This window comes from Streptomyces sp. NPDC055103, assembly GCF_053607625.1.
Window position 1 is genome coordinate 96299 of the sequence record NZ_JBSGTX010000004.1, and the last position, 25076, is coordinate 121374.

At 70.2% G+C, this 25076-nt stretch carries 21 protein-coding genes and 2 tRNA genes; 18 read left to right on the forward strand and 5 right to left on the reverse strand.

Features of this window, described 5'->3' with window-relative positions:
* Nucleotides 1-100: 100 nt before the first annotated feature.
* Nucleotides 101-1330 carry a GNAT family N-acetyltransferase gene (locus tag ACWFR1_RS04540; protein WP_453546388.1) on the reverse strand — a complete coding sequence of 410 codons (1230 nt, stop codon included), beginning with the start codon at nt 1328-1330 and terminating at the stop codon, nt 101-103.
* 106 nt (nt 1331-1436) lie between these two features.
* On the opposite strand from ACWFR1_RS04540, the gene ACWFR1_RS04545 reads away from it, so the two are divergent.
* Together ACWFR1_RS04545 and ACWFR1_RS04550 are read left to right on the forward strand one after the other, a co-directional pair.
* Nucleotides 1437-2582, forward strand: a complete 1146-nt coding sequence (locus tag ACWFR1_RS04545) for a PP2C family protein-serine/threonine phosphatase (RefSeq protein WP_453546390.1) — start codon at nt 1437-1439, stop codon at nt 2580-2582.
* 154 nt (nt 2583-2736) lie between these two features.
* A complete protein-coding gene (locus tag ACWFR1_RS04550) occupies nt 2737-2931 on the forward strand; it encodes a hypothetical protein (protein ID WP_024755527.1) in 195 nt (64 codons plus the stop codon).
* A gap of 23 nt (nt 2932-2954) precedes the next feature.
* On the opposite strand, the gene ACWFR1_RS04555 is transcribed toward ACWFR1_RS04550, so the two are convergent.
* Together ACWFR1_RS04555 and ACWFR1_RS04560 are read right to left on the reverse strand one after the other, a co-directional pair.
* On the reverse strand, nt 2955-3380 hold the full coding sequence (locus ACWFR1_RS04555; RefSeq protein WP_453546393.1) for an amphi-Trp domain-containing protein: 426 nt from the start codon (nt 3378-3380) through the stop codon (nt 2955-2957).
* A gap of 168 nt (nt 3381-3548) precedes the next feature.
* Nucleotides 3549-3622, reverse strand: a tRNA-Gly gene (locus tag ACWFR1_RS04560).
* A 132-nt stretch (nt 3623-3754) separates the two neighbouring features.
* Between ACWFR1_RS04560 and ACWFR1_RS04565 the strand changes: the two genes are divergently transcribed.
* The 5 genes from ACWFR1_RS04565 (at nt 3755) to clpX (ending at nt 8414) form a co-directional block, all read left to right on the forward strand.
* Nucleotides 3755-3831 (forward strand) — tRNA-Pro (locus ACWFR1_RS04565).
* A gap of 172 nt (nt 3832-4003) precedes the next feature.
* A complete protein-coding gene (tig, locus tag ACWFR1_RS04570; protein ID WP_453546396.1) occupies nt 4004-5389 on the forward strand; it encodes a trigger factor in 1386 nt (461 codons plus the stop codon).
* A 242-nt stretch (nt 5390-5631) separates the two neighbouring features.
* Entirely contained in the window at nt 5632-6249 is a 618-nt protein-coding gene (locus ACWFR1_RS04575) for an ATP-dependent Clp protease proteolytic subunit (RefSeq protein ID WP_453546398.1), read from the forward strand.
* Nucleotides 6250-6311: 62 nt separating this feature from the next.
* On the forward strand, nt 6312-6974 hold the full coding sequence (locus tag ACWFR1_RS04580) for an ATP-dependent Clp protease proteolytic subunit (protein ID WP_376405880.1): 663 nt from the start codon (nt 6312-6314) through the stop codon (nt 6972-6974).
* Nucleotides 6975-7130: 156 nt separating this feature from the next.
* Nucleotides 7131-8414, forward strand: a complete 1284-nt coding sequence (gene clpX / locus ACWFR1_RS04585; RefSeq protein ID WP_015033605.1) for an ATP-dependent Clp protease ATP-binding subunit ClpX — start codon at nt 7131-7133, stop codon at nt 8412-8414.
* An 80-nt stretch (nt 8415-8494) separates the two neighbouring features.
* Here the strand turns inward: clpX and ACWFR1_RS04590 are convergent, their stop codons facing one another.
* Nucleotides 8495-9463: a hypothetical protein gene (locus tag ACWFR1_RS04590; RefSeq protein ID WP_453546401.1), complete on the reverse strand. Its 969-nt coding sequence runs from the start codon at nt 9461-9463 to the stop codon at nt 8495-8497.
* 137 nt (nt 9464-9600) lie between these two features.
* Here ACWFR1_RS04590 and ACWFR1_RS04595 point away from each other — a divergent pair, with 137 nt between their 5' ends.
* Together ACWFR1_RS04595 and ACWFR1_RS04600 are read left to right on the forward strand one after the other, a co-directional pair.
* The gene (locus ACWFR1_RS04595; protein WP_453546403.1) at nt 9601-12222 is read left to right on the forward strand and encodes a valine--tRNA ligase; all 2622 of its coding nucleotides are present in this window, start codon (nt 9601-9603) and stop codon (nt 12220-12222) included.
* Nucleotides 12223-12401: 179 nt separating this feature from the next.
* Nucleotides 12402-13541 (forward strand): sensor histidine kinase, encoded by a 1140-nt coding sequence (locus tag ACWFR1_RS04600; protein ID WP_453546406.1) that lies wholly within the window; start codon nt 12402-12404, stop codon nt 13539-13541.
* Nucleotides 13542-13556: 15 nt separating this feature from the next.
* Here ACWFR1_RS04600 and ACWFR1_RS04605 read toward each other — a convergent pair whose 3' ends face one another.
* Entirely contained in the window at nt 13557-14579 is a 1023-nt protein-coding gene (locus tag ACWFR1_RS04605; protein ID WP_453546408.1) for a rod shape-determining protein, read from the reverse strand.
* A 100-nt stretch (nt 14580-14679) separates the two neighbouring features.
* On the opposite strand from ACWFR1_RS04605, the gene folC reads away from it, so the two are divergent.
* The 9 genes from folC to ACWFR1_RS04650 all read left to right on the forward strand — a co-directional run bounded on the left by folC (nt 14680) and on the right by ACWFR1_RS04650 (nt 25031).
* Nucleotides 14680-16179 (forward strand): bifunctional tetrahydrofolate synthase/dihydrofolate synthase, encoded by a 1500-nt coding sequence (gene folC, locus ACWFR1_RS04610; RefSeq protein ID WP_453546410.1) that lies wholly within the window; start codon nt 14680-14682, stop codon nt 16177-16179.
* A 4-nt stretch (nt 16180-16183) separates the two neighbouring features.
* Nucleotides 16184-16558, forward strand: coding sequence for a DUF4233 domain-containing protein (locus tag ACWFR1_RS04615; protein ID WP_453546412.1), 375 nt, complete (start codon nt 16184-16186; stop codon nt 16556-16558).
* 66 nt (nt 16559-16624) lie between these two features.
* Nucleotides 16625-17038 carry a nucleoside-diphosphate kinase gene (ndk, locus tag ACWFR1_RS04620; protein ID WP_056640535.1) on the forward strand — a complete coding sequence of 138 codons (414 nt, stop codon included), beginning with the start codon at nt 16625-16627 and terminating at the stop codon, nt 17036-17038.
* 234 nt (nt 17039-17272) lie between these two features.
* Complete coding sequence (locus tag ACWFR1_RS04625; protein WP_024755513.1) at nt 17273-18292, forward strand: rod shape-determining protein; 1020 nt, start codon at nt 17273-17275, stop codon at nt 18290-18292.
* Nucleotides 18293-18394: 102 nt separating this feature from the next.
* Nucleotides 18395-19405, forward strand: coding sequence for a rod shape-determining protein MreC (mreC, locus tag ACWFR1_RS04630; RefSeq protein WP_453546415.1), 1011 nt, complete (start codon nt 18395-18397; stop codon nt 19403-19405).
* A complete protein-coding gene (mreD, locus tag ACWFR1_RS04635) occupies nt 19402-20070 on the forward strand; it encodes a rod shape-determining protein MreD (RefSeq protein WP_453546417.1) in 669 nt (222 codons plus the stop codon). The genes mreC and mreD overlap by 4 nt, the downstream gene beginning before the upstream one ends.
* 19 nt (nt 20071-20089) lie before the next feature.
* On the forward strand, nt 20090-22276 hold the full coding sequence (gene mrdA, locus ACWFR1_RS04640; RefSeq protein ID WP_453546419.1) for a penicillin-binding protein 2: 2187 nt from the start codon (nt 20090-20092) through the stop codon (nt 22274-22276).
* A 4-nt stretch (nt 22277-22280) separates the two neighbouring features.
* Nucleotides 22281-23480 carry a rod shape-determining protein RodA gene (rodA, locus tag ACWFR1_RS04645; RefSeq protein ID WP_453546422.1) on the forward strand — a complete coding sequence of 400 codons (1200 nt, stop codon included), beginning with the start codon at nt 22281-22283 and terminating at the stop codon, nt 23478-23480.
* A 27-nt stretch (nt 23481-23507) separates the two neighbouring features.
* Nucleotides 23508-25031 carry a CYTH and CHAD domain-containing protein gene (locus tag ACWFR1_RS04650; protein WP_453546424.1) on the forward strand — a complete coding sequence of 508 codons (1524 nt, stop codon included), beginning with the start codon at nt 23508-23510 and terminating at the stop codon, nt 25029-25031.
* Nucleotides 25032-25076: the final 45 nt, after the last annotated feature.

Below are 25076 nucleotides of genomic sequence, written 5' to 3' on the forward strand. Positions count from 1 at the left end.
GATACACCAGTATCGGGACGACCCTCCGCCTTGCGATCGCACGCACCAGACGCCGCCCGGCCTGCCCTTCGGGCAGACGACGCCACTTTCGAAACACCCCCTAGAACCCGTGGGGCAGCCACGGCGCCACCGGCGACCCGAAGGCCACCGACGCCTCCACGAGCGCCCCTTCCCGCAGCTCGCGCACCCGCCCGGCCGCCGCCAGCGACACCAGCGAGGTCCCGCCGAGGTACGCCGCCCCCAACTCGCGGACGGACAGCGACAGATCAGCCAGGTCGTCCGTCCGGACGCACATCGCGCCCTTCGCGTCACCCGTCAGCCGCCAACGTCCCTCGTTCCAGGGACAGAACGCGTCCTCGACCTCGAACACCACGTCCACCGGCGCCTGGTACGTCCGCGCCTCCAGCGCCGCGCCCACCTCCACGACCCGGACGAACAGCACCTCCCTCGCCGTCGGCTCGCACCGCCGCACGTCCGACACCAGATGGCGCCACGCGCCGTCCACGGGACTGCTGTGGATCCGTACCGTCGACGTCAGGTCCACCGAGCACAGGAACCGCCACAGCGCCGCCTCCGCCACCGGGTCGAGCGCGCACACCTGCTGCACCCCCACCGAACCGTCCGCCCCCGCGAACGACCAGTTCGGTTTGACCGCGTAGTGCGCGAACCCCACGACCTCCCCGTCCCGCTCCGCCAGCACGCACCGCCGCGGCGAGGAGCCCCCGCGCTCCGACTCCGGGTCCAGCAGCGGCAGTCGCTCCCAGCCGGGCCCCCGGGCCACCATGCCCGGCCGCAGCGGGACCAGCCGGGCGTACACCTCCTCGCAGACCGCCGAGGACTTCACCAGATCCGCCTGCCGCAGCCTCACCCCGTCCGTGCCGTCCGGCACCGCGAGCCGCACCCGGTTCGTGTCGATCGTCGCGTGCTCGGCCCAGGACGCGGCGCCGTAACCGAACCGCCCGTAGATCACCGGCTCCGAGGCCGTCAGCACCGCGACCGGCTCACCCGCCGCCCGTACGTCGTCCAACTGCCGCCGCATCATCGAGGTGAGGATCCCGCGCCGCCGGTGCGTGCCGGCCACGCTCACCATCGTCACCCCGGCCGCCGGTACGAGCGCCCCTCCCGGCACCGCCAGCCGGAACGAGAAGGCGCCCGCCGTCCCCACGCACAGGTCCCCGTCCCAGGCGCCGAGCGACCGCTCGCACTCCGTCAGGTCCCGCCACAGGCCGCGCGCCTCCGTAGGTTCGTGAAGGCCCCCGAACGCCAGCTCCAGAACCTCGTACCAGCGGTCCCAGTCGTTCGGGTCGAGCACCCGCAGATCAGTAGTCATATGCCATCGATATCAGCGCCGCACGTCCGGGGCGACCTGATTTCACGCACATTGTCACCGGGGTACCCCTGCACGATGTCGGACGGGGTGGATAGGGTCCAGGCCAATGGGACACCGCGCGGGAGTGAACACGTACGCGGCCCGGACGCGCAGACGCGCCCGCCGGGCACGCATCGCGCTGCGCAGGTCCGGCGTCGACTACTTCCGCGGGGACGGCGCCGACTGGCTCGCCTTCGCCGGACTCCTGCTGATGATTCCGGCCATCGCCTGCGGCACCCTCCTCAACCCGGTCTGGTGCGCGCCCGCCGCGCTCGTCCTGCCCATCGTGGCCGGCGGACTGCTGCTGCGCCCCGCCAGCCTCCTCGGTCTGTACGCGGCCTCCGCCGGCGCCCTCATCGTCGAGTCCGTCGTCCTCGGCCCGTACACCCAGGGCCCCGCCCGGGTCACCCCCGGCACCGTCCTCACCGTCGCCGCCTGCGGACTCTTCGGCCTCCTCATCGCCCAGTTCCGCGCCCGCGTCGGCGTGCCCTGGCGGCGCGGCGGCACCATGCTCTTCGACCTGCGCGAACGCATCCGCGTGCAGAGCGCCCTGCCCCGGCTCCCGCAGGGCTGGCACCGCGAGATGGCGCTCCGCCCGGCCGGCGGCCAGTCCTTCTCCGGCGACTTCGTCGTCGCCGCCCGCACGCACGGCGGCCGCACCCTGGAGGTCGTCCTCACCGACGTCTCCGGCAAGGGCATGGACGCGGCCTCCCGCTCCCTGCTGCTCTCCGGCGCCTTCGGCGGCCTCCTCGGCTCACTCCCGCCGCACGGTTTCCTCCCCGCCGCCAACGGCTACCTGCTCCGCCAGAACTGGGACGAGGGCTTCGCCACCTCCATCCACCTCGTCCTCGACCTGGACTCCGGCGACTACGAACTCTTCTCCGCCGGCCACCTCCCCGCGCTCCAGCTCCACGCGGGCAGTGGCCGCTGGGAGGAGAAGGCCGCGGAAGGCCCCCTCCTCGGCGTCTACGACGGCGCCGAGTTCCACCCGGTCAAGGGCTCCCTGCTCCACGGCGACGTCCTCATGCTCTTCACCGACGGCCTCGTCGAGGCTGCCGACCGGGACATCGCCGAGGGCATCGACCGGCTCACCGGCGAGGCCGACCGCTGCGTCGCCGAGGGCTTCGAGGGCGTCGCCTGGCACCTGATCGAGGCCGTCGCCAAGGACGTCAACGACGACCGGGCGCTGCTCCTCATCTCCCGCCGCGGCTGACCGGCCGGCTCCGTGTGACGTGATCTTCTCCACGGCGATTCGTCACGAGGCGGCGGGGGCATGGGAGTTGATGGCACCATGGAGACAGCGGGGGGTGGTGTGCGACGTGCGCTCCCCGGCGGGCAAGGCGGACCGACCGAGGGTGTGAGCAGTTGTGGCCATTTCACTGTCTGTGGTGTTGCTGTTGGCAATCATCCTGGTGGTGCTGATCCGCGGGGGGAACCTCAAGGGCGGACCGGCCGTGATCGCGGTGCTCTTCGGCTTCTTCCTCGCCTCCACCGGCATGGCCGACGACATCCAGCGCTTCCTGGACTCGATAACGCAGACCGTCGGCTCCATCAAGTTCTGAGACGTTCCGCGCTACTTCACGGGTTACTTCGCGGGCTTGGCCGCCTTGGCCGTCCTGGCCGACGACTTGGCCGTCCTGCCCGCCTTGGCGCCGTTCGCCGGCTTGGCGGTCCCGGCCTGTCTCGCGGCCCCGGCCGGCTTTCCGGCCGGCTTCGGAGCGGACCGTTTCGCCCCCATGTCGCTGCCCGCGACGGCGGTACTCGGCGCCGCCGTCTCGCGGGGGCCTCGCGTCGACCACTTGAGCTCGATCTCCAGCTCGATCTCCCCGTCGCCGACCTCGAACTCCACCTCGCTGCGGAGCTCGTCGGGGATGCGCAGACTCAGCGTTCCGGACCCCAGCTCGAGTTCGGCCTCCCCGCCCTCCCGCAGAGCGGCGGCGAGCGCGGCCAGCTGATCGGCCACCTCGTGACGGGACAGCGAGCGCTTCCGCTCGAACTTCAGGTCCTTCATCGCTACCTCCGGTGCGGCGGAAGACGGGCTGAGCCCAGTCTGCGCGACCCTGCCGGACCCGGCATCTCGCGAACCTCCCGAAGCGCCTCCGCAGGCACTTCGGGAAGCGCCTCCGGAAACGCCTCGGGGCCGGTCCGGAGAGACTTCTCCGGACCGGCCCCGAGACCGTGGAGCGGGTGACGGGAATCGAACCCGCGTAGCTAGTTTGGAAGACTAGTGCTCTACCATTGAGCTACACCCGCACAGCGTTACGCCGCAGGTCACGAGGACCGCGGCACGGACAGCATGGTAGCGGGTCCGAGGCCCTTTCCGCACACCCGTAAAACGGGGGGCGCCGCACTGTCTCCGTCCATGTACCCTACGTGTCGCACCGACGGGGTGTGGCGCAGCTTGGTAGCGCGTCCGCTTTGGGAGCGGAAGGCCGTGGGTTCAAATCCCGCCACCCCGACCATGACGATCACGCGCCCACCGGCCGCGTTCTTGATCACGTTATGGCCGCCTCCCCGCTTGCGGCTACTATGCAAGCTGCGTGCCCGTGTGTCTTTCTGACCGGGCCGCCCCGCCGGAGTCGCTTTGTCGCGGAGCCGGCGGATTCCTGGAATCAGCCACAAGGAGACCGAACCGTGAAGAGCGCCGTGGAGACCCTGAACCCGACTCGGGTTCGGCTCACTGTCGAGGTGCCCTTCGAGGAGCTCAAGGACAGCCTCGACGCGGCGTACAAGAAGATCAACCAGCAGGTCACGGTCAAGGGCTTCCGTAAGGGCAAGATCCCGGCTCGCGTGATCGACCAGCGGTTCGGCCGCGGCGCCGTGCTGGAGGAGGCCGTCAACGACGCGCTCCCGAAGTTCTACACCGAGGCCGTCAACGAGGCCGAGGTCAACCCGCTGGGTCAGCCCGAGGTCGACATCACGGAGCTGAAGGACGGCGAGCTGCTGGCCTTCACCGCCGAGGTCGACATCCGCCCGACGCTCGAGATCCCGGACTACTCCGGCATCGAGGTCACCGTCGACGCGGTCGAGGTCACCGAAGAGGACATCGAGAAGTCGGTGGAGCAGCTCCGTGAGCGCTTCGCCTCGACCTCCACGGTCGAGCGGGCCGCCCAGGACGGCGACGTCGTCACCATCGACCTCGAGGCCAAGGTCGACGGCGAGGTCCTCCCCGACGGTGTCGCCGACGGTGTCTCGTACACCATCGGTTCCGGCGAGCTGCTCGACGGCATCGACGAGGCCGTCAAGGGCCTGGAGGCCGGTGGCGAGGCCACCTTCACCTCGCAGCTGAAGGGCGGCTCCGCCGAGGGCAAGGACGCGGAGGTGACCGTCAAGGTCATCACCGTCGCCGCCCGTGAGCTTCCCGAGCTGGACGACGAGTTCGCGCAGATGGCGTCGGAGTTCGACACCCTCGACGAGCTCAAGGCCGACAGCCGCAAGCGCCTCGAGAACATGAAGCAGTTCGACCAGGCCACCCAGGCCCAGGAGCGCGTCCTCGACGAGCTCCTCAAGCTGGTCGAGGTCCCGATGCCCGAGAAGCTTCTCGAGGACGAGATCAACACCCGCAAGCACAACCTGGAGCACCACCAGCTCGGCCAGATGGGCATCGACCTCGCGAAGTACCTGGAGCTCCAGGGCAAGACCGAGGAAGAGTTCCTGGCCGAGACCAAGGAGCAGGCCGAGAAGGGCATCAAGACGCAGTTCATCCTGGATGAGCTCGTCAACAAGGAGAAGCTCGACGTCTCCCGCGAGGAGCTCACCGAGCACCTCTTCCGTCGTGCCGCCTCCTCCGGCATGAGCCCCGACCAGTTCGCCCAGGCCGTGGCCCAGGGCGGCCAGGTGCCGATGCTCGTCGGCGAGGTCGCCCGCGGCAAGGCCCTCGCGGTCGTCGTCGAGGCCGCCAAGGTCCTCGACAGCAACGGTGAGGTCGTCGACCTCTCCGACGACGAGGACGAGGTCGAGACCGCCGCCGAGGCCGTCGAGGCCGTCACCGGCGAGTCCGAGGTCTCCGAGGACAAGTAAGCGGCTCCGCGCCCCGCGCGGAACCCCGCTCCACGGGCCCGTACGCACTGCTGTGCGTACGGGCCCGTGGACGTACCCGGACCGGGTGACACGTCACCGCCGACCTTGCGCTCCCAGCGAACAGTTCGGGAACCGGGATGGCGTTGTCCTACCTGCGCGTTAGGGTCCATGAATACGAGGGCACTGCCCTCGGAACGAGACGCTGAGACGGCCTTGGCCGTCGGAGACGAGCAGGTGGATACGTGACGAATCTGAAGCCTTACGCCGCGGGTGAGCCGTCCATCGGTGGCGGCCTCGGCGACCATGTCTACAACCGGCTGCTCGGCGAGCGGATCATCTTCCTCGGCCAGCAGGTCGACGACGAGATCGCCAACAAGATCACCGCTCAGATGCTCCTCCTGGCCGCCGAGCCGGAGAAGGACATCTTCCTGTACATCAACAGCCCCGGTGGCTCCGTGACGGCCGGCATGGCCGTCTACGACACCATGCAGTTCATTCCGAACGACGTCGTCACCATCGGTATGGGCATGGCGGCCTCCATGGGCCAGTTCCTGCTCACCGCGGGCACCGCCGGCAAGCGCTTCGCCCTGCCGAACACCGACATCCTGATGCACCAGGGCTCCGCCGGCATCGGCGGCACGGCCTCCGACATCAAGATCCAGGCCGAGTACCTCCTTCGCACGAAGAAGCGCATGGCCGAGATCACCTCGCACCACTCCGGCCAGACCGTCGAGGCGATCATCCGCGACGGTGACCGCGACCGCTGGTTCACCGCGGAGGAGGCCAAGAACTACGGCCTCATCGACGACATCATCACGCACGCCGCGGGTGTTCCCGGCGGCGGCGGCACGGGCGCCTGAGCCCCGGCAGTCCGCTCAAGAGCCCCAGCCCACCGAACGCCACCAGGACGGTGAACCCCCAGATGCAGAACAACCTCTCCGCGAGCGGCCTCTACACCGGCGCTCCGATGGACAACCGCTACGTCGTTCCGCGCTTCGTCGAGCGCACCTCGCAGGGCGTCCGCGAGTACGACCCGTACGCGAAGCTCTTCGAGGAGCGCGTGATCTTCCTCGGCGTGCAGATCGACGACGCCTCGGCCAACGACGTCATGGCGCAGCTCCTGTGCCTGGAGTCGATGGACCCGGACCGCGACATCTCCATCTACATCAACAGCCCCGGTGGTTCCTTCACCGCGCTGACGGCGATCTACGACACGATGCAGTTCGTGAAGCCGGACATCCAGACGGTCTGCATGGGCCAGGCGGCCTCCGCCGCGGCCGTGCTGCTCGCCGCCGGTACGCCCGGCAAGCGGATGGCCCTGCCGAACGCGCGCGTGCTGATCCACCAGCCCTCCGGTGGCACCGGCCGTGAGCAGCTCTCCGACCTGGAGATCGCGGCCCGCGAGATCCTGCGGATGCGCAGCCAGCTCGAAGAGATGCTGGCGAAGCACTCCTCGACGCCGATCGAGAAGATCCGCGAGGACATCGAGCGTGACAAGATCCTGACCGCTGAGGACGCCCTCGCGTACGGCCTGGTCGACCAGATCGTGTCGACCCGCAAGAGCACGGCCTCCTCGGAGCGCTGACGCCCGACCTTCCCTCGGCACGGGGCACAGGACGCATTCCCGTCCATGTGAACCGTGCCAAGGGGGGCCCGAACGGGGGGCCCGGCAAGGTACCGTCGAATATGAGGCACCAGGAGTCGCTGAACCAAGCACTCCCAGGCGAAGGGGAAGCACCTCGTGGCACGCATCGGTGATGGCGGCGACCTGCTCAAGTGCTCGTTCTGCGGAAAGAGCCAGAAGCAGGTGAAGAAGCTCATCGCAGGACCCGGTGTGTACATCTGCGACGAGTGCATCGACCTCTGCAACGAGATCATCGAGGAAGAACTCGCGGAGACGAGCGAGGTGCGGTGGGAGGAACTCCCCAAGCCCCGTGAGATCTACGAGTTCCTCGAGGGGTACGTCGTCGGGCAGGAGCCCGCGAAGAAGGCCCTCTCGGTCGCGGTGTACAACCACTACAAGCGCGTCCAGGCCGGTGAGAACGGCGGCGCGCAGGGTCGGGACGACGCCATCGAACTGGCGAAGTCCAACATTCTGCTGCTGGGCCCCACGGGCTCCGGCAAGACGCTGCTGGCCCAGACGCTGGCGCGCATGCTCAACGTCCCGTTCGCCATCGCCGACGCGACGGCGCTGACGGAGGCCGGCTATGTCGGCGAGGACGTCGAGAACATCCTGCTCAAGCTGATCCAGGCGGCCGACTACGACGTCAAGAAGGCCGAGACCGGGATCATCTACATCGACGAGATCGACAAGGTCGCCCGTAAGAGCGAAAACCCGTCGATCACGCGTGACGTGAGCGGTGAGGGCGTCCAGCAGGCCCTCCTCAAGATCCTGGAGGGCACCACGGCCTCCGTACCGCCGCAGGGCGGCCGGAAGCACCCGCACCAGGAGTTCATCCAGATCGACACGACGAACGTGCTCTTCATCGTGGGCGGTGCCTTCGCCGGCCTCGAGAAGATCATCGAGTCGCGGGCGGGCGCCAAGGGCATCGGCTTCGGGGCGACCATCCGCTCCAAGCGCGAGATCGAGGCGAGCGACCAGTTCCAGGAGGTCATGCCGGAGGACCTGGTGAAGTTCGGGATGATCCCGGAGTTCATCGGCCGTCTCCCCGTCCTCACCTCGGTCCACAACCTGGACCGCGAGGCGCTCCTCCAGATTCTCGTCGAGCCGCGTAACGCGCTGGTGAAGCAGTACCAGCGCCTCTTCGAACTCGATGGCGTGGAGCTGGACTTCGACCGCCCGGCCCTGGAGGCCATCGCCGACCAGGCGATCCTGCGCGGCACCGGCGCGCGCGGCCTGCGCGCCATCATGGAGGAGGTCCTCCAGTCGGTGATGTACGAGGTCCCGTCCCGCAAGGACGTGGCCCGGGTCGTCATCACGGCGGACGTCGTCCGGAACAACGTCAACCCGACGCTGGTCCCCCGGATCGTGAAGAACGACGGCAGGCACGAGAAGTCGGCCTGACGGCGAGTGAGTCATGAGTGAGGGGGTCCCACCTTCGAGGCGGGACCCCCTCACTCATGTCCGGTCGGTGACGCCGGGGTTCAGAGCTTGACGCGGACTTCCTTGCGCAGCTTGGCGGTGATGGAGGCGGCGTCCTCCATCGAGCCTGCCTTGCCCGCGAGCATGTCGGCCATGTTGACCGGGGTCACGAAGCCGACCGTGCTGTGGTCCGCCCACACGCAGAACGTCATGGCCATCGCCGGGGTGGAGCTGGCCGGGTCGGCCTTGGACTTGGCCTGCTGGCACTTGAGGAGCGCGCCGTCGAGCTCCGCGGGAGTGAACTCCTGCGGGCTGCCCTCCAGTTCCATCTTCGGTTCCCCGGCCGTGCTCGCGCCCTTGTCCTTCTCGGACTCCGTCTTGATGCTCGCGAAGACGTTGTCGATGACCTTCTCGGGGTCGTCGATCTCGCCGTAGAGGCCGCTGAAGGAGAGGAGCTTGCCGCCGAGCGGGTTGGCCGGGTCCTTCACCTGGTAGCTGGCGCCGACGTTCGTGGCGTTCTTGACGCCGTTCTGCTGGGCCTCCTTGAGGGAGTCCTTGTCGCCGCCCTCCTTGCCGGGCTGCTTCTTGTACTCGGTGAGCACCGTCTCCGGGGTCGTCAGCTTGTGCGGGCCGTCGTCCGCGACCGAGGAGCCACCGCCGCCGAGCAGGAAGTACGCGCCGACGCCGAGCGCCGCGACGACCGCGACCGCGCCGATGACGAGGCCCGTCTTCGACTTCTTCGGGGCCGGCGGGTGCGGCATGTAGCCGCCGGGGCCCTGGGGGGCGCCGTACTGCGGCTGCTGGCCGTACGGGCCGGGCTGCTGGGGCTGCTGCGGGTATCCGTAAGGGGCCTGCTGCGGAGGGACGCCCTGCGGGGCCTGCTGCGGGTATCCGTAACCGGGCTGCGGAGCCTGGGGCTGGCCGTACGGCCCCGGCTGCTGACCGTACGGGCCGGGCTGACCGGGCTGGCCGTACGGCCCGGGCTGCTGCGGCTGCTGGCCGCCGTACGGGCCCGGCTGGTTGTAGCTCATCGACAGGTTCCCCTCACAGGATGTTTATGCCTCCGAACATCCTGACGGAACTGCGGAGGCGTAAGTGCGGCGGGGGCCACACCGTTACCGAACCAAAGCGTTTCAGGACTGGGCGGCGACACCCCTAAACTGGCCCCGTGACCGAGAACACTCAGCAGCAGACAGCGCCCACCACCGAACTGCCGACCCAGTACGCGCCGGCCGAGGTAGAGGGGCCGCTGTACGAGCGCTGGGTAGACCGGGGGTACTTCGAGGCGGACGCGAAGAGCGAGAAGCCCGCGTACACCATCGTCATCCCGCCGCCGAACGTCACCGGCTCGCTCCACCTGGGCCACGCCTTCGAGCACACGCTGATCGACGCCCTCACGCGCCGCAAGCGCATGCAGGGCTTCGAGACGCTGTGGCAGCCCGGCATGGACCACGCCGGCATCGCCACCCAGAACGTCGTCGAGCGCGAGCTCGCCAAGGAGGGCAAGTCCCGCCACGACCTGGGCCGCGAGGCCTTCGTCGAGCGCGTCTGGGAGTGGAAGGCCGAGTCCGGCGGTCAGATCGCCGGTCAGATGCGCCGCCTCGGCGAGGGCCTGGCGTGGAGCCGGGACCGCTTCACCATGGACGAGGGCCTGTCCCGCGCCGTCCAGACCGTCTTCAAGAAGATGTTCGACGACGACCTGATCTACCGCGCCGAGCGCATCATCAACTGGTGCCCGCGCTGTCTGACGGCCATCTCCGACATCGAGGTCGACTACCAGGACGACGACGGCGAGCTCGTCTCCATGAAGTACGGCGAGGGTGACGACACCATCGTCGTCGCCACCACCCGCGCCGAGACGATGCTCGGTGACACCGCCGTCGCCGTCCACCCCGACGACGAGCGCTACGCCCACCTCATCGGCAAGCAGATCAAGCTGCCGCTGACCGACCGGACCATCCCGGTCGTCGCCGACACCCACGTCGACCCGGAGTTCGGCACGGGTGCCGTCAAGGTGACCCCGGCGCACGACCCGAACGACTTCGCGATCGGCCAGCGCCACGACCTCGAGTCCATCGAGGTCCTCGACGAGCGCGGTGTCATCACCGTCCACGGTCCCTTCCAGGGCCTGGACCGCTTCGAGGCGCGCTCCGCGATCGTCGCCGCCCTGCGGGCCGAGGGTCGGATCGTCGCCGAGAAGCGTCCGTACTCCCACTCCGTCGGGCACTGCTCGCGCTGCAAGACGACGCTGGAGCCGCGTCTGTCGCTGCAGTGGTGGGTCAAGGTCGAGACGCTGGCCAAGGCCGCCGGTGACGCGGTCCGCGACGGCCAGGTGAACATCCACCCGGCCGACATGTCGCAGCGGTACTTCGACTGGGTCGACAACCTCAACGACTGGTGCATCTCGCGCCAGCTGTGGTGGGGTCACCGCATCCCGGTCTGGCACGGCCCGAACGGCGAACTGGTCTGCGTCGGTCCCGACGAGCAGCCGCCGACGGGTGAGGGCTGGACGCAGGACACCGACGTCCTCGACACGTGGTTCTCGTCCGGGCTGTGGCCGTTCTCCACGCTCGGCTGGCCGGAGCGGACGCCCGACCTGGAGAAGTTCTACCCGAACTCCGTCCTGGTCACCGGCTACGACCTGATGTTCTTCTGGGTCGCCCGCATGATGATGTTCGGTCTGTACGCGATGGACGGTCAGCCGCCGTTCCGCACGATCGCGTTCCACGGCATGGTCCGTGACGAGTTCGGCAAGAAGATGTCGAAGTCGTTCGGGAACACGGTCAACCCGCTGGACTGGATGGACAAGTACGGCTCCGACGCCCTGCGCTTCACCCTGGCCAAGGGCGCCAACCCGGGCGTCGACGTCCCGATCGGCGAGGACTGGGTCCAGGCCTCCCGGAACTTCGCCAACAAGATCTGGAACGCGACCCGTTTCGCCATGATGAACGGCGCCACGGTCGAGGGCCCGCTGCCGGACGTCGCGGACATGTCGGCGACCGACCGCTGGATCCTCTCGCGACTGAACAAGGTCGTCTCCGAGGCGGACGCCTTCTACGACGACTACCAGTTCGCGAAGCTCGCCGACGCCCTCTACCACTTCGCGTGGGACGAGGTCTTCGACTGGTACGTCGAGCTGTCCAAGACGACGTTCTTCGACGGCGGCGAGCAGGCCAAGGTCTCGGCGCGGGTCCTCGGCGAGGTCCTCGACGTCACCCTGCGCCTGCTGCACCCGATCGTCCCGTTCGTCACGGACACCCTGTGGACCACCCTCACCGGCGGTGAGTCCCTCGTCATCGCGGACTGGCCGCAGGACAGTGGCTTCCGCGACGAGGCCGCCGAGAAGGAGATCGAGCTCGTCCAGCAGGTCGTCACCGAGGTCCGCCGGTTCCGTTCCGACCAGGGTCTCCAGCCCGGTCAGAAGGTTCCGGCCCGCCTGGACGTGACCGGCACCGCGCTGGCCCCGCACGAGGCGGCCATCCGTCAGCTGCTGCGCCTCCAGCCGGAGGGCGAGGGCTTCTCCGCCACCGCCTCCCTGCCCGTCGCCGGCGCCACCGTCGCGCTCGACCTGTCGGGCACGATCGACGTCGCCGCCGAGCGCAAGCGCCTCGCGAAGGACCTCGCGGCCGCCGAGAAGGAGAAGGCGCAGGCGAACGGGAAGCTCGGCAACGAGGCCTTCCTCGCCAAGGCGCCGGACAACGTGGTCGACAAGATCCGGACCCGCCTCGCCAAGGCGGACGAGGACATCGCCCGTATCCAGACGCAGCTGGCGAACCTGCCGCAGGCGTAGCCCGTCAGGGAAGGGGCCCGGAACCGGTACACGGTTCCGGGCCCCTTCCGCGTACCCGTCAGGACTCCGGGGCGACCGGGCCGACGCCAAGCGGCAATATGGGCGAAGTGCCCGATCTCACACCAGAAGGGACTTCAGGTCCACGGCTTCGGGACGAAAGGCCTTGGATGATGGACGATATGTCCCGCCTCCCCACCGTCCCCGCGCTGCGCCGTTGCGTGGACCGGTGGGCCGTCTCGCCCCGCGCGCTCGATGTCGTCGCCGCGCTGAGCGCCTTCGGCCTGATGGTCCTCGACGTGCCGGGGCTCGCCCGCGCCGACAACTCGCTCACCGGGGTCACCGCGACCCTCGTCCTGGCGGCAGGGGCGGCGACGCTCGTGCTCAGGCGCCGGCTGCCGTGGGTCCCGTACCTCGTGGCGCTCGGCCTGATGGGGTGGCTCCACGAGCTCACCATGATCCAGTTCGCGCTGTACTCGGTCGGCCGGTACCGGGGACGGCGGGCCGCCGTCGCCGCGACCCTGCTCTACATCGGCGTGGCCTGCGCCTTCTTCCAGACGCCCGGCTGGTCCATCCGGCACGGCGACACCCTGAGCGGCTTCCTGAGCATCGTCGTCCCGATCGGCGTCCTCGCGGCGGGCGTCGGCATCGCCGCGTACCGGCAGGACCTCGTGCGCGCCCTGGAGGTCCAGCGCCGCGAGGCCGCCGCCCGGCAGGCCGTCCAGGAGGAGCGGATCTCCGTCGGCCGGGACGTCCACGACCTGGTCGGCCGTGAGCTCACCGTCCTCGCGGTGCGGGCCGAGGTCCTCGCCGTACGGGCGCGGGGCGAGGCGCACCGGAAGGACTTCGAGGAGCTCGCGGACACCGCCCGGCGCGCCCACCTCATGCTGAACGAGACGATCGTGCGCCGCGCCGACCGGGACGCGGCCACCCCCGGCCTCGAAGGGCTCGCCGCGCTCGCCGAGGAGAGCGAACGGATGGGCGGCCCCGTGGAGCTGACGGTCGCGGACGCGGCCAAGGCGCTGTCGCCGCTGCGGCAGGCGGCCGTCCACCGGGTCGTCCAGGAGTGCCTGACGAACGCCGCCAAGCACGCGCCGGGCCTGCCGGTGACGGTCGCGATCACGGTGGAGGGGCCCGACCTGCGGATCGAGGTGCGCAACCCGCTGCCGAAGACCCCGCCGGAGCCGGCGCCCGTCTCGACCGGCACCGGGCTGCTCTCCATGGAGGAACGGGTCACCAGCATGGGCGGGACGCTGAAGGCCCGCGCGGAGGACGGCGCGTACGTCGTGACGGCGCTGCTTCCGGCGGGCCTGAACCGCTGATCGGCGGAGCGTCCGTCAGCGGACCCGCTCCGCCTTCCCCATGACCCGCTGGAGGCTGTCGAATTCCTCCACGCACCGCCCCGAGCCCAGCGCCACGCAGTCCAGCGGGCGGTCCGCGACGAAGACCGGGATCTCCGTCGCCGAGGCCAGCCGCAGATCGAGGCCCGGCAGCAGCGCCCCGCCTCCGGTCAGGACGATGCCGTGCTCCATCACGTCCCCGGACAGCTCCGGTGGGCACTCCTCCAGCGTCGCCCGCACCGCCGCGATGATCGCCTCCACCGGCTCGTCGAGCGCCTCCCGTACCTCCGGCACCGTCAGCTCCACCGTCCGGGGCAGCCCGCTGACCTTCTCCCGCCCCCGCACGGTGAAGGTCGCCCGCTCCCGTTCCTCCTCACCGGGCACTGGCCACGCCGAGCCGATCGCGACCTTGACGTCCTCGGCCGTGCGCTCGCCGATGAGGAGCGAGTGCTCCTTGCGGACGAAGTCGGTGACAGCCGCGTCGAGCCGGTCGCCGCCGACCCGCAGCGACCGGGCCGTGACGATGCCGCCCAGCGAGATGACCGCCACCTCGGTCGTCCCGCCGCCGATGTCGACGACCATCGAGCCGCGCGGGTCGGAGACGGGGAGCCCGGCGCCGATCGCCGCCGCCATCGGCTCCTCGACGAGGTGCACGGCCCGCGCCCCCGCCGACAGCGAGGCGTGCACGATCGCCCGCCGCTCGACCGGGGTCACCCCGCTCGGCACGCAGACCACCATCCGGGTCCGGGGCCGGCGGCGGCCGGGGACGGCCTTGCGGACGAAGTGCCGGATCATCTCCTCGGCCGCCTCGTAGTCGCTGATCACGCCGTCGCGCAGGGGGCGGATCGCGGTGATCGAACCCGGCGTGCGGCCGATGGTCTCCTTCGCCTCCGTGCCGACCGCTAGCGCCTGCCGCGAGCCCTCCTGGACCGCCACCACGGACGGCTCGTTGAGCACGATGCCCTGGCCCCGGGCGTAGAGGAGCGTGTTGGCCGTACCGAGGTCGATCCCTATGTCCATGATCGCCAAGTTTGCCCGGCGGCTCCGGCGGACGGGGGACCGAAAGTCCCGAAAGGGGTGGGTCCATGGTCCTGTCGGTACCCCTCCGTAGACTGGGCCCGTGAGCGAGCCGAGCGACCCGAGTGACCAGTTCGACGACATCGTCGACAACGAGACAACGCGCGACCCCGACCTGGCGGTGATCGAGGCCGGCAGCCGTACCCTGCGCGCGCAGGCGGGCCCGGTCCAGGGCGACCCCGTGCCGGGCCGTCCCGAGGACCCGGAGCTCGACAAGGCGCTGCGCGAGGTCGAGACCGAGCTGTCCACCCGCTGGGGCGAGACCAAGCTGGAGCCCTCCGTCACGCGGATCGCGGCCCTGATGGACGTGCTCGGCGAGCCGCAGCGCGCGTACCCCTCGATCCACATCACCGGCACCAACGGCAAGACGTCGACGGCCCGCATGATCGAGGCGCTGCTCGGCGCCTTCGAGCTGCGCACCGGGCGGTACACCTCGCCGCACGTGCAGACGATCACCGAGCGCATCAGCCTGGACGGCGCCCCGATCTCCGCCGAGCGGTTCGTCGAGACGTACCAGGACGTCAAGCCGTACGTGGAGCTGGTCGACGCCCGCGAGGAGTACCGCCTCTCCTTCTTCGAGGTCCTCACCGGAATGGCCTACGCGGCCTTCGCCGACGCCCCGGTCGACGTGGCCGTCGTCGAGGTCGGCATGGGCGGCACCTGGGACGCGACGAACGTCATCGACGCCTCCGTCGCCGTCGTCACCCCGATCGACCTCGACCACACCGACCGGCTCGGCGGGACCACCGCCGAGATCGCCGGCGAGAAGTCCGGGATCATCAAGCAGGGCGCGACCGTCATCCTGGCCCAGCAGCCGGTGGACGCGGCCCAGGTCCTGCTGAAGAAGGCCGTCGAGGCGGACGCCACCGTCGCCCGCGAGGGCATGGAGTTCGGCATCGTCTCCCGCGAGGTCGCGGTCGGCGGGCAGCTGCTGACCCTGCGCGGACTGGGCGGCGAGTACGACGGTGTCTTCCTGCCGCTGCACGGCGCGTACCAGGCGCGCAACGCGGCCGTGGCGCTCGCCGCGGTCGAGGCCTTCTTCGGGATCGGCTCGGACCACGCGAGGACCCTGGACCCGGACACGGTCCGGCGGGCCTTCGCCCAGGTCGCCTCGCCCGGCCGCCTGGAGATCGTCCGCTCCTCGCCGACGGTGATCCTCGACGCCGCGCACAACCCGCACGGCGCGCGGGCCACGGCCGAGGGCGTCAGCGAGTCCTTCGGCTTCTCGCGGCTCGTCGGCGTGGTCTCCACGAGCGGCGACAAGGACGCCCGGGGTCTCCTGGAGGCCTTCGAGCCGATCTTCGCGGAGGTCGTCATCACGGCGAACTCCAACCCGCGGGCCACCGACGTCGACGCGCTCGCCGCGATCGCGGTCGAGGTCTTCGGCGAGGACCGGGTCGTCGTCGAGCCGCGGCTGCCCGACGCGCTGGAAGCGGCCATCACCCTCGCGGAGGAAGAGGCCGAGTACGGCGGCGCGGGAGTCCTCGTGACCGGTTCGATCTTCACGGTCGGCGACGCCCGACTGCTGCTGCGAAGGGGCTGAACCGATGCGCGTGCTCTGTTCCTCGACGCTGATCGGCGAGTTCTTCGTGATCGGCTTCGCCGGTCTCGTCGCCATGAAGGACGACAGCCTGGCGATGTCCACCGTCTGGTGGGTCTGCGGCGTCGGGATGGTCCTCTCGGTGCTGCTGTGCGGGATGGTCACCCGTCCCGGCGGTGTGCAGCTCGGCTGGGCCCTCCAGATCGGCCTGATCGCCAGCGGTTTCTTCGTGCCGGTCATGTACGCCCTCGGGGCGGCCTTCGCCGTCCTGTGGTGGGCCTCGGTGCACTACGGCCGCAAGGTCGACGACATCAAGGCGCGTTGGGCCGAGTCGCAGGGCGCACAGCCCGCGCAGGCCACGGCAGGGCCTGACGCTGCGTAATCGAGGGCCGTGCGGGACCTGTAGCCTCGGAGGTCCCGCACACCGCATTTCCGAAGGAGTTCCCCCGTGAGCCAGCGCACGCTCGTCCTGCTCAAGCCCGACGCCGTCCGCCGTGGCCTGATCGGCGAGATCATCGGTCGTATCGAGCGCAAGGCCGGCTGGACCCTCGCGGCCCTGGAGCTGCGCGAGCTGGACCAGGACACCCTGGAGCAGCACTACGGCGAGCACAAGGGCAAGCCCTTCTACGAGCCGCTGATGGGCTTCATGGCCTCCGGTCCGGTCGTCGCGCTCGTCGTCGAGGGCGAGCGCGTCATCGAGGGCGTCCGCCAGCTCGCGGGCCCGACCGACCCGATCGCCGCCGCGCCCGGTTCCATCCGCGGCGACTTCGGCACCATCGTCCGCGAGAACCTGATCCACGCCTCGGACTCCGAGGAGTCGGCGCTCCGCGAGCTGAAGATCTTCTTCCCGGGTCTCGTCTGATCCGTCGTCGATCGGATACTGACCCGGCGTCAGTCGATCGGCACAACCCTGTGGGGCGACCGAAGGAATTTCGGTCGCCCCCAGGCATATGAACGCCAATCCCGGGAACGGATCGCCGCGTCCTGCCGTCACCAGTACTGAGGTGGACCAACGCGCGGCATCCGTGCGGGCGGCACTACGATGGAAAACTCCACGCCGCACCACCCTCAGCCATGGGAAATCAAGGGGAACTCAATGTCGTTCATCGGCCGTGACATGGCTGTCGACCTCGGGACCGCCAACACGCTGGTGTACGTCAGGGGCCGAGGCATCGTTCTGAACGAGCCGTCCGTCGTCGCGATCAACACCAACACCGGCGGCATCCTGGCGGTCGGCGCGGAGGCGAAGAAGATGATCGGCCGGACGCCCGGCAACATCGTCGCCGTCCGCCCGCTCAAGGACGGCGTGATCGCCGACTTCGAGATCACGGAGCGGATGCTCCGTTACTTCATCCTCAAGATCCACAAGCGCCGCTACCTGGCCCGCCCCCGCGTCGTCGTCTGCGTGCCCTCGGGCATCACCGGCGTGGAGCGCCGCGCCGTCATCGAGGCCTCGACGCAGGCCGGCGCCCGCCAGGTCCACATCATCGAGGAGCCCATGGCCGCGGCCATCGGCTCGGGCCTCCCCGTCCACGAGGCCACCGGGAACATGGTCGTCGACATCGGCGGCGGCACCACCGAAGTGGCCGTCATCTCCCTCGGCGGAATCGTCACGGCACAGTCGATCCGGGTCGCCGGCGACGAGCTGGACAACGCGATCATCCAGCACATCAAGAAGGAGTACTCGCTCCTCCTTGGTGAGCGGACCGCCGAGCAGATCAAGATCACCATCGGTTCGGCCTACGACCTCGACAACGACGAGCACACCGAGATCCGCGGCCGTGACCTCGTCTCCGGCCTGCCCAAGACGGTGGTCATCTCCGCCGCCGAGGTCCGCAAGGCCATCGAGGAGCCGGTCAACTCGATCGTCGACGCCGTGAAGACCACCCTCGACAAGTGCCCGCCGGAGCTGTCCGGTGACGTCATGGACCGCGGCATCGTTCTCACCGGTGGAGGCGCCCTGCTGCGCGGCCTCGACGAGCGGCTCCGCCGCGAGACCGGCATGCCGATCCACATCGCCGAGGACCCGCTGGACTCGGTGGCGCTCGGCGCCGGCAAGTGCGTCGAGGAGTTCGAGGCCCTCCAGCAGGTGCTGGACGCCCAGCCGCGCCGCTAGCGCCGTACCGCGGCGGCCGGTAGCACGCCGCACGAGCGCAACCCACAAGAGAACAAGCACAGCCGAACAACCGAACCACGAGGAAAGGCACGGCCGCCGCACGTGAGGGACACACGAGAGAGCCGGCTGCTCCTGGTGCTGCTGATCGCCATCGCGTTCGCACTGATCACGGTGGACATCCGCGGAGGCCAGGAGTCACCCGTCGACGGTGCCCGACAGGCCGCCGCCGCGGTCTTCGGGCCCGTCGAGAACGGTGTGGCGGCGGCCGTCGACCCCATCGGGAACGCCATAGGCGCGGTCCGCGACTCGGGCGAGCGGCACACCCGGATCGCCGCCCTGGAGAAGGAGAACGCCGAGCTGAAGGCCGAGCTCGGCAGCGACGACCGCAACCGCAACCGGCTGCGCGAACTCGACGCGATGCTCAAGACCGCAGGCGCCGGGCAGTACGGCATCAAGGGCGCGCAGGTCATCGCCATAGGAGCGGCCCAGGGCTTCTCCTGGACGGTGACCGTCGACGTCGGCGCCCGCGACGGCATCAAGCGCGACATGACCGTCCTCAACGGCTCCGGACTCGTCGGCCGCGTCACCACCGTCGGCCCGTCCACCTCGACGGTCCTCCTCGCCAACGACCCCGACTTCACCGTCGGCACGCGCATGGAGAAGACCGACGAACTCGGCTTCGCCACCGGCCAGGGGAACGGCGCCCTGCTCGTCCAGCTCCTCAACGGCAAGGCCAAGGTGCAGCCGGGGGACCGGCTCGTCACCTTCGGCTCCAGCGGCGACAAGCCCTTCGTGCCCGGCGTCCCGGTCGGCGAGATCGTCCGCGTCGACCCGATGGGCGGCGGCCTGACCCGTAACGTCCACGTCCGGCCGTACGTCGGCTTCACCAAGCTCGACATCGTCGGCGTCGTCGTCCAGGCGCCCCGGTCCAACCCCCGTGACACGGTCCTGCCGCAGAAGCCCAAGCCGGCGCCGACCGTCACCGTCACGGTCACGCCACCACCACCGGACGCGAACCAGCAGGGCCAGAACCAGCAGGGCCAGAACCAGCAGGGCCAGAACCAGCAGGACGGAAACCAGCAGGGCCAGGACCAGGGGGACGCGACACCGTGAAGTTCAACCGCATCCTCCTCTCCGCGACCCTGATCGTGGTCGCCCTCGTCGTGCAGGTCTCCGTCCTCGCCCGCCTCCAACTCCCCGGCGCCGTCCCCGACCTGGTGCTCCTCACCGTGGTCGCCCTCGCCCTGGCCTACGGCCCCGTCAGCGGCTCCCTGATCGGCTTCTCCGCCGGTCTGCTCGCCGACCTCGCCCCGCCCGCCGACCACGCCGCCGGCCGCTACGCCCTCGTGCTCTGCGTCATCGGCTACCTGGTCGGCCTCGCCAAGCCCGACAACGGCCGGCTGACCTCCGCGACCGGCCCCATGGCCGTCGTCGTCGTCGCGGCCGTCGGCTCCACCCTGCTCTACGCCGGCGTGGGCGCCCTCGTCGGTGACACCGCCGCCCGCCATGTGGGCCTGGGCTTCCTGCTGTTCACCGCGGCGGTCTATGACCTGCTCCTCGCGCCGTTCGCCGTGCCGCTCATCATGGCGCTGGCGAGACGCGCCGAGAACGATCCGCTCGCCGACGCCGGCGGGGCCAACGGCTCCGACGTCGCCTCCGGCTGGCTGTCCTCCGGTACCGGCCTGCGGATCGGCACCCAGCGCGGCGGCCTGCGCGTCAAGGCCGCCCGGGGCCGCGCCTCACGGGCCGGACGCATCAAGGGAGTCAAGCGACTGTGACCGAGGGGGTCCCGGCAGTATGAGCAACATCCCCGAGACCGGGCGGACCCCGCGGGTCCAGATCCGGCTCGTCGTCATCCAGATCCTCGTCTTCTCGCTGCTCCTGACCCTGGGGGGCCGCCTCTGGTACCTCCAGATCCGCAACGGCAAGGAGTACACGGACGAGGCGAAGAACAACCACGTCCAGCAGGTCGTCCAGCCCGCCGTCCGCGGCTCCATCCTGGACGCCCGCGGCGTCCCGCTCGCCGACAACGAGACCCGTCTGGTCGTCTCCGCGTCCCGTACCGAGCTGATGAAGATGAAGGACAGGGGCAGGGCCGTCCTGACCCGGCTCGCCGAGGTCCTGGAGATGAAGCCCGAGGACGTCATCAACAAGATCCGCCTCTGCGACTCCAAGACGCCCAAGCCCTGCTGGAACGGTTCGCCGTACCAGCCGATCCCGGTCACCGACGAGGCCACCACCCAGCAGGCCCTGACGATCCGCGAGAGCACCGAGGACTTCCCCGGCATCACTGCCGAGCCCGCCGCCGTACGCCGCTACCCCGCGCCCGGCAAGGCCCGTACCGCCCAGGTGCTCGGCTACCTCTCGCCCGTCACGGACGCCGAGATCGAGAAGGCCAAGGACAGCGACTCGCCGTTCCTCCGCTCCGACCAGGTCGGCCGCTCCGGCATCGAGCGCACGTACGACAAGGAGCTGCGCGGCAAGGCGGGCGTGACCCGCTACGAGGTCGACAACCTCGGCCGCGTCATGGGCCAGACCGAGTCCGACCCCGGCGTGGCCGGCTCCACCCTCGTCACCAGCATCGACGCCCGGGTCCAGGCCGTCGCCGAGTACGAGCTCAGCGAGGCGATGAAGGCCGTCCGGCTGGAGACCGACAAGATCACCAACCGCAAGTACGAGGCCGACGCGGGCGCCGTCGTCGTCATGGAGTCGAAGACCGGCCGCGTCGTCGCGATGGCCTCCCAGCCGGACTACGACCCGAACGCCTGGGTCGGCGGCATCTCGGCCACCGACTACGCCGCGCTCACCAGCAAGAACTCCAACTACCCGCTCCTCAACCGGGCCATCCAGGGCCAGGCCGCCGCGGGCTCCATCTTCAAGGTGGTGTCGGCCAGCGCCGCCGTACGGGCCGGCCACGACTTCAACGACAAGTACAACTGCAGCAGCTCCTACAGCCTCGGCAGCCGCAGCTTCGCCAACTTCGAGTCCAAGGGACACGGCCCCATCACCCTGGGCGAGGCCCTCAAGTTCTCCTGCAACACCGTCTTCTACGCCCTGGGCCACCAGGAGTGGCAGCGCGACGGCGGCCTCCAGGCCAAGCCGGGTGCCAACGACTGGTTCTACAAGACGGCCCGGGACTTCGGGCTCGGCTCCGAGACCGGCATCGACCTCCCCAACGAGGTCAAGGGCCGCATCCCGGACCGCCAGTGGAAGCAGAGCTTCTGGGAGGCGAACAAGGACGCCTGGTGCAAGCAGGGCAAGAAGGGCGGCAGCTACGTCGAGCAGATCGCGTACGAGAGCTGCCTCGAAGGCAACCAGCTCAAGGCCTACGACAGCATCAACTTCGCCATCGGCCAGGGTGACGTCCTCGTGACCCCCATCCAGATGGCCACCGCCTACGCCGCCATCAGCAACGGCGGCACCCTCCACGACCCCACCGTCGGCAAGGCCGTCATCAGCCCTGACGGCAAGAAGGTCCGCGAGATCAAGCCGACCGCCCACGGCAAGCTGCCGATCAGCGCCCAGACCGTCCGCGACCTCGACAAGGGCCTGCGCTCCGTCGTCGAGCCCGGCGGCACCGCCGCCTGGCGGTTCGGCGGCTGGCCCCAGGACAAGATCCCGATGCGGGCCAAGACCGGCACCGCCCAGGTCTACGGCAAGCAGACCACCTCGTGGCTCGCGACCTACACCGACGACTTCACGATCATCATGACGATCTCCCAGGGCGGCACCGGCTCCGGCGCCTCGGGCCCCGCCGTGCGCAACATCTACGACGCCATCTACGGCCTCGACGACGCGGGCAACCAGGACCTCAAGCGGGCCCTGCTCCCCGGGCCGCAGAAGACCCTGCCGAAGGTCAACCCGGACGGCACCATCGACATCCCCGACATCAAGCCGTACGACCCGAAGGCGCAGCTGGTCGCCCCGGTCGAGAACGACGGAGCGCCGCCGCTCGCGGGCCCGCCTCCCCACCTGAGGGACTGACGCGATGACGACCCGTACCAGCTTCTCCGTCTCCCGTTACGCACCCGAGCGCGGGCCGCTCGCGAAGCTCACCGCCCGCGACTCGATGCTCCGTCGCCTCGACTGGCCGATACTGCTCTCGGCGCTGGCGCTCTCCTTCATCGGGGCGCTGCTCGTGTGGTCCGCCACCCGCAACCGCACCGAGCTCAACCAGGGCGACCCGTACTACTTCCTCTTCCGGCACGCGCTCAACACCGGCATCGGGGTCGCCCTGATGATCGGCACGATCTGGCTCGGCCACCGCACCCTGCGCGGCGCGGTCCCGATCCTCTACACGCTCTCGATCGTGCTGATCCTCGCCGTCCTCACCCCGCTCGGTGCCACCATCAACGGCGCCCACGCGTGGATCGTCGTCGGCGGCGGCTTCTCGCTCCAGCCCAGTGAGTTCGTGAAGATCACGATCATCCTGGTCATGGCGATGCTGCTCGCCTCCAAGGTCGACGCGGGCGACCAGCTCCACCCGGACCATCGCACCGTCGCCAAGGCCCTCACCCTGGCCGCCCTCCCGATGGGCATCGTCATGCTGATGCCCGACCTCGGTTCGGTCATGGTCATGGCCGTCATCGTCCTCGGCGTGCTGCTCGCCTCCGGCGCCTCCAACCGCTGGGTCCTCGGCCTGATCGGCGCCGGCGTCGGCGGCGCGGTCCTCGTCACCGCGCTCGGCATGCTCGACGAGTACCAGATCAACCGCTTCGCGGCCTTCGCCAACCCCGACCTCGACCCGGCCGGCGTCGGCTACAACACCAACCAGGCCCGGATCGCGATCGGCTCCGGGGGCCTCCTCGGCTCGGGCCTCTTCAAGGGCTCGCAGACGACGGGCCAGTTCGTCCCGGAACAGCAGACCGACTTCGTCTTCACGGTGGCGGGGGAGGAGCTGGGCTTCGTCGGAGCCGGCCTGATCCTCGTCCTCCTGGGCATCGTGCTCTGGCGGGCCTGCCGGATCGCCCGCGAGACCACCGAGCTGTACGGCACGGTCGTCGCAGCCGGCATCATCGCCTGGTTCGCCTTCCAGTCCTTCGAGAACATCGGCATGACCCTCGGCATCATGCCGGTCGCGGGCCTGCCGCTGCCGTTCGTCTCGTACGGCGGCTCGTCGATGTTCGCGGTGTGGGTGGCGATCGGACTGCTCCAGTCGATCAGGGTGCAGCGCCCGATGACGGCATAGGTCTGGACGTAGGTCTAGATTCGTCTTATGGCGGAGACGAAACGCGAGATCGAGCGGAAGTACGAAGCCACGGGCGAGACCCGGCTGCCGGACCTCACCCGGGTCCCCGGGGTCTCGTCGGTCGTGGACCGGGGCGTCACGGAACTCGACGCGGTCTACTACGACACGCCCGACCTGCGGCTCGCCGCCGCCGGGCTCACCCTGCGGCGCCGCACCGGCGGCGAGGACGAGGGCTGGCACCTCAAGTTCCCCGTCGCCTCCGGAATCCGCGACGAGATCAGGGCCCCGCTGGCCGACACCCTCCCGGGTGAGCTGGCGGGGCTTCTGCGTTCCCGGGTCCGGGACCGCGAGGTCGTCCCCGTCGTCCACCTCCGCTCCGCGCGGGACGTCCGTCACCTCGCCGACGCGACCGGCGCGCTCCTCGCCGAGCTGTCCGTCGACACCGTCCGCGCCCGGCGGCTGCCCGGGGGAGCCGAGGCGACCTGGACGGAGATCGAGGTCGAGGTGGCGGACGAGGCCGACCCCGGGATCCTCGACACCGTCGAGAAGCGCCTGCGGAAGGCGGGCATCCGCCCCTCGGACTCCCCGTCGAAACTGGCGAAGGCCCTGGCGGAGACGGGACCCGCTCCCGCCGAGCCCCACGAGGTGCCGGAGACCCCCGCCCCCGGAACCGCCGGGCACGCCGTGCTCGCGTACGTACGCGAGCAGATCGACGCGATCGTCGCGCTCGACCCCGCCGTCCGGCGCGACCTGCCCGACGCCGTGCACCAGCTGCGGGTCGCCTGCCGCAGGCTGCGCAGCGCCTGCAAGACGTACCGGAAGGTCCTCGACCGGGACGTCACCAAGCCCGTCGGGGCCGAGCTGAAGTGGCTGGCCGGCGAGCTCGGCGTCGCCAGGGACCAGGAAGTGCTGACCGAGCGGCTGCGCGGCCGGATCGACGCGCTGCCCCCGAACCTGCGCCTCGGACCGGTGCGCGGCCGGCTGCGGACCTGGTCCGCGGCCCGGGCCCGGGGCGGCCGCCGCCGCGCCCTCGCCGCGCTGGACTCGGCCCGCTACCTCGCCCTCCTCGACACCCTCGACGAACTGCTCGCCGACCCGCCCCTGCGGAAGGCCGCCGCCCGCGACGCCCACAAGGTCCTCGCCCGCGCCGTCCTCAAGGACCACGACCGGCTGACCTCCCGCGTCGACCGGGCCCTCGCCCTCGATCCCGGCCACGACCGCGACCTCGCGCTCCACGCGGCCCGCAAGGCCGCCAAACGCGCCCGGTACGCAGCCGACGCGGCCCGCCCCGCCCTGGGGAAGCCCGCACGTAAGTTCGCCAAGCGTGTGAAATCCGTCCAGTCCCTGCTGGGCGAACACCAGGACAGCGTCGTCGCCCGCGACGCCCTGCACGAGATCGCGACCCAGGCCCACGCGGCCGGGGAGTCCGCTTTCACCTGGGGACTTCTCCACGGCCGCGAGGAAGTGGCGGCGACGGCCGCGGAGCGCGATCTCCCTGGGGTCTGGGCCAAGAGCTCGGCCCCGAAAATCCGGGCGGCGCTGAGCCGCTGAGCACCGGGGTACGCTTGAGAGTCGCCCCCCTGCCAGCTCACGAAG

Bases quoted from the DNA above. Each gene is read 5' to 3' on its own strand.
- ACWFR1_RS04540 (WP_453546388.1), bottom strand. From the start codon at position 1,330: ATGACTACTGATCTGCGGGTGCTCGACCCGAACGACTGGGACCGCTGG.
- ACWFR1_RS04545 (WP_453546390.1), top strand. From the start codon at position 1,437: ATGGGACACCGCGCGGGAGTGAACACGTACGCGGCCCGGACGCGCAGA.
- ACWFR1_RS04555 (WP_453546393.1), bottom strand. From the start codon at position 3,380: ATGAAGGACCTGAAGTTCGAGCGGAAGCGCTCGCTGTCCCGTCACGAG.
- ACWFR1_RS04580 (WP_376405880.1), top strand. From the start codon at position 6,312: ATGCAGAACAACCTCTCCGCGAGCGGCCTCTACACCGGCGCTCCGATG.
- ACWFR1_RS04590 (WP_453546401.1), bottom strand. From the start codon at position 9,463: ATGAGCTACAACCAGCCGGGCCCGTACGGCGGCCAGCAGCCGCAGCAG.
- ACWFR1_RS04600 (WP_453546406.1), top strand. From the start codon at position 12,402: ATGTCCCGCCTCCCCACCGTCCCCGCGCTGCGCCGTTGCGTGGACCGG.
- ACWFR1_RS04605 (WP_453546408.1), bottom strand. From the start codon at position 14,579: ATGGACATAGGGATCGACCTCGGTACGGCCAACACGCTCCTCTACGCC.
- ACWFR1_RS04615 (WP_453546412.1), top strand. From the start codon at position 16,184: ATGCGCGTGCTCTGTTCCTCGACGCTGATCGGCGAGTTCTTCGTGATC.
- ACWFR1_RS04625 (WP_024755513.1), top strand. From the start codon at position 17,273: ATGTCGTTCATCGGCCGTGACATGGCTGTCGACCTCGGGACCGCCAAC.
- mrdA (WP_453546419.1), top strand. From the start codon at position 20,090: ATGAGCAACATCCCCGAGACCGGGCGGACCCCGCGGGTCCAGATCCGG.
- rodA (WP_453546422.1), top strand. From the start codon at position 22,281: ATGACGACCCGTACCAGCTTCTCCGTCTCCCGTTACGCACCCGAGCGC.
- ACWFR1_RS04650 (WP_453546424.1), top strand. From the start codon at position 23,508: ATGGCGGAGACGAAACGCGAGATCGAGCGGAAGTACGAAGCCACGGGC.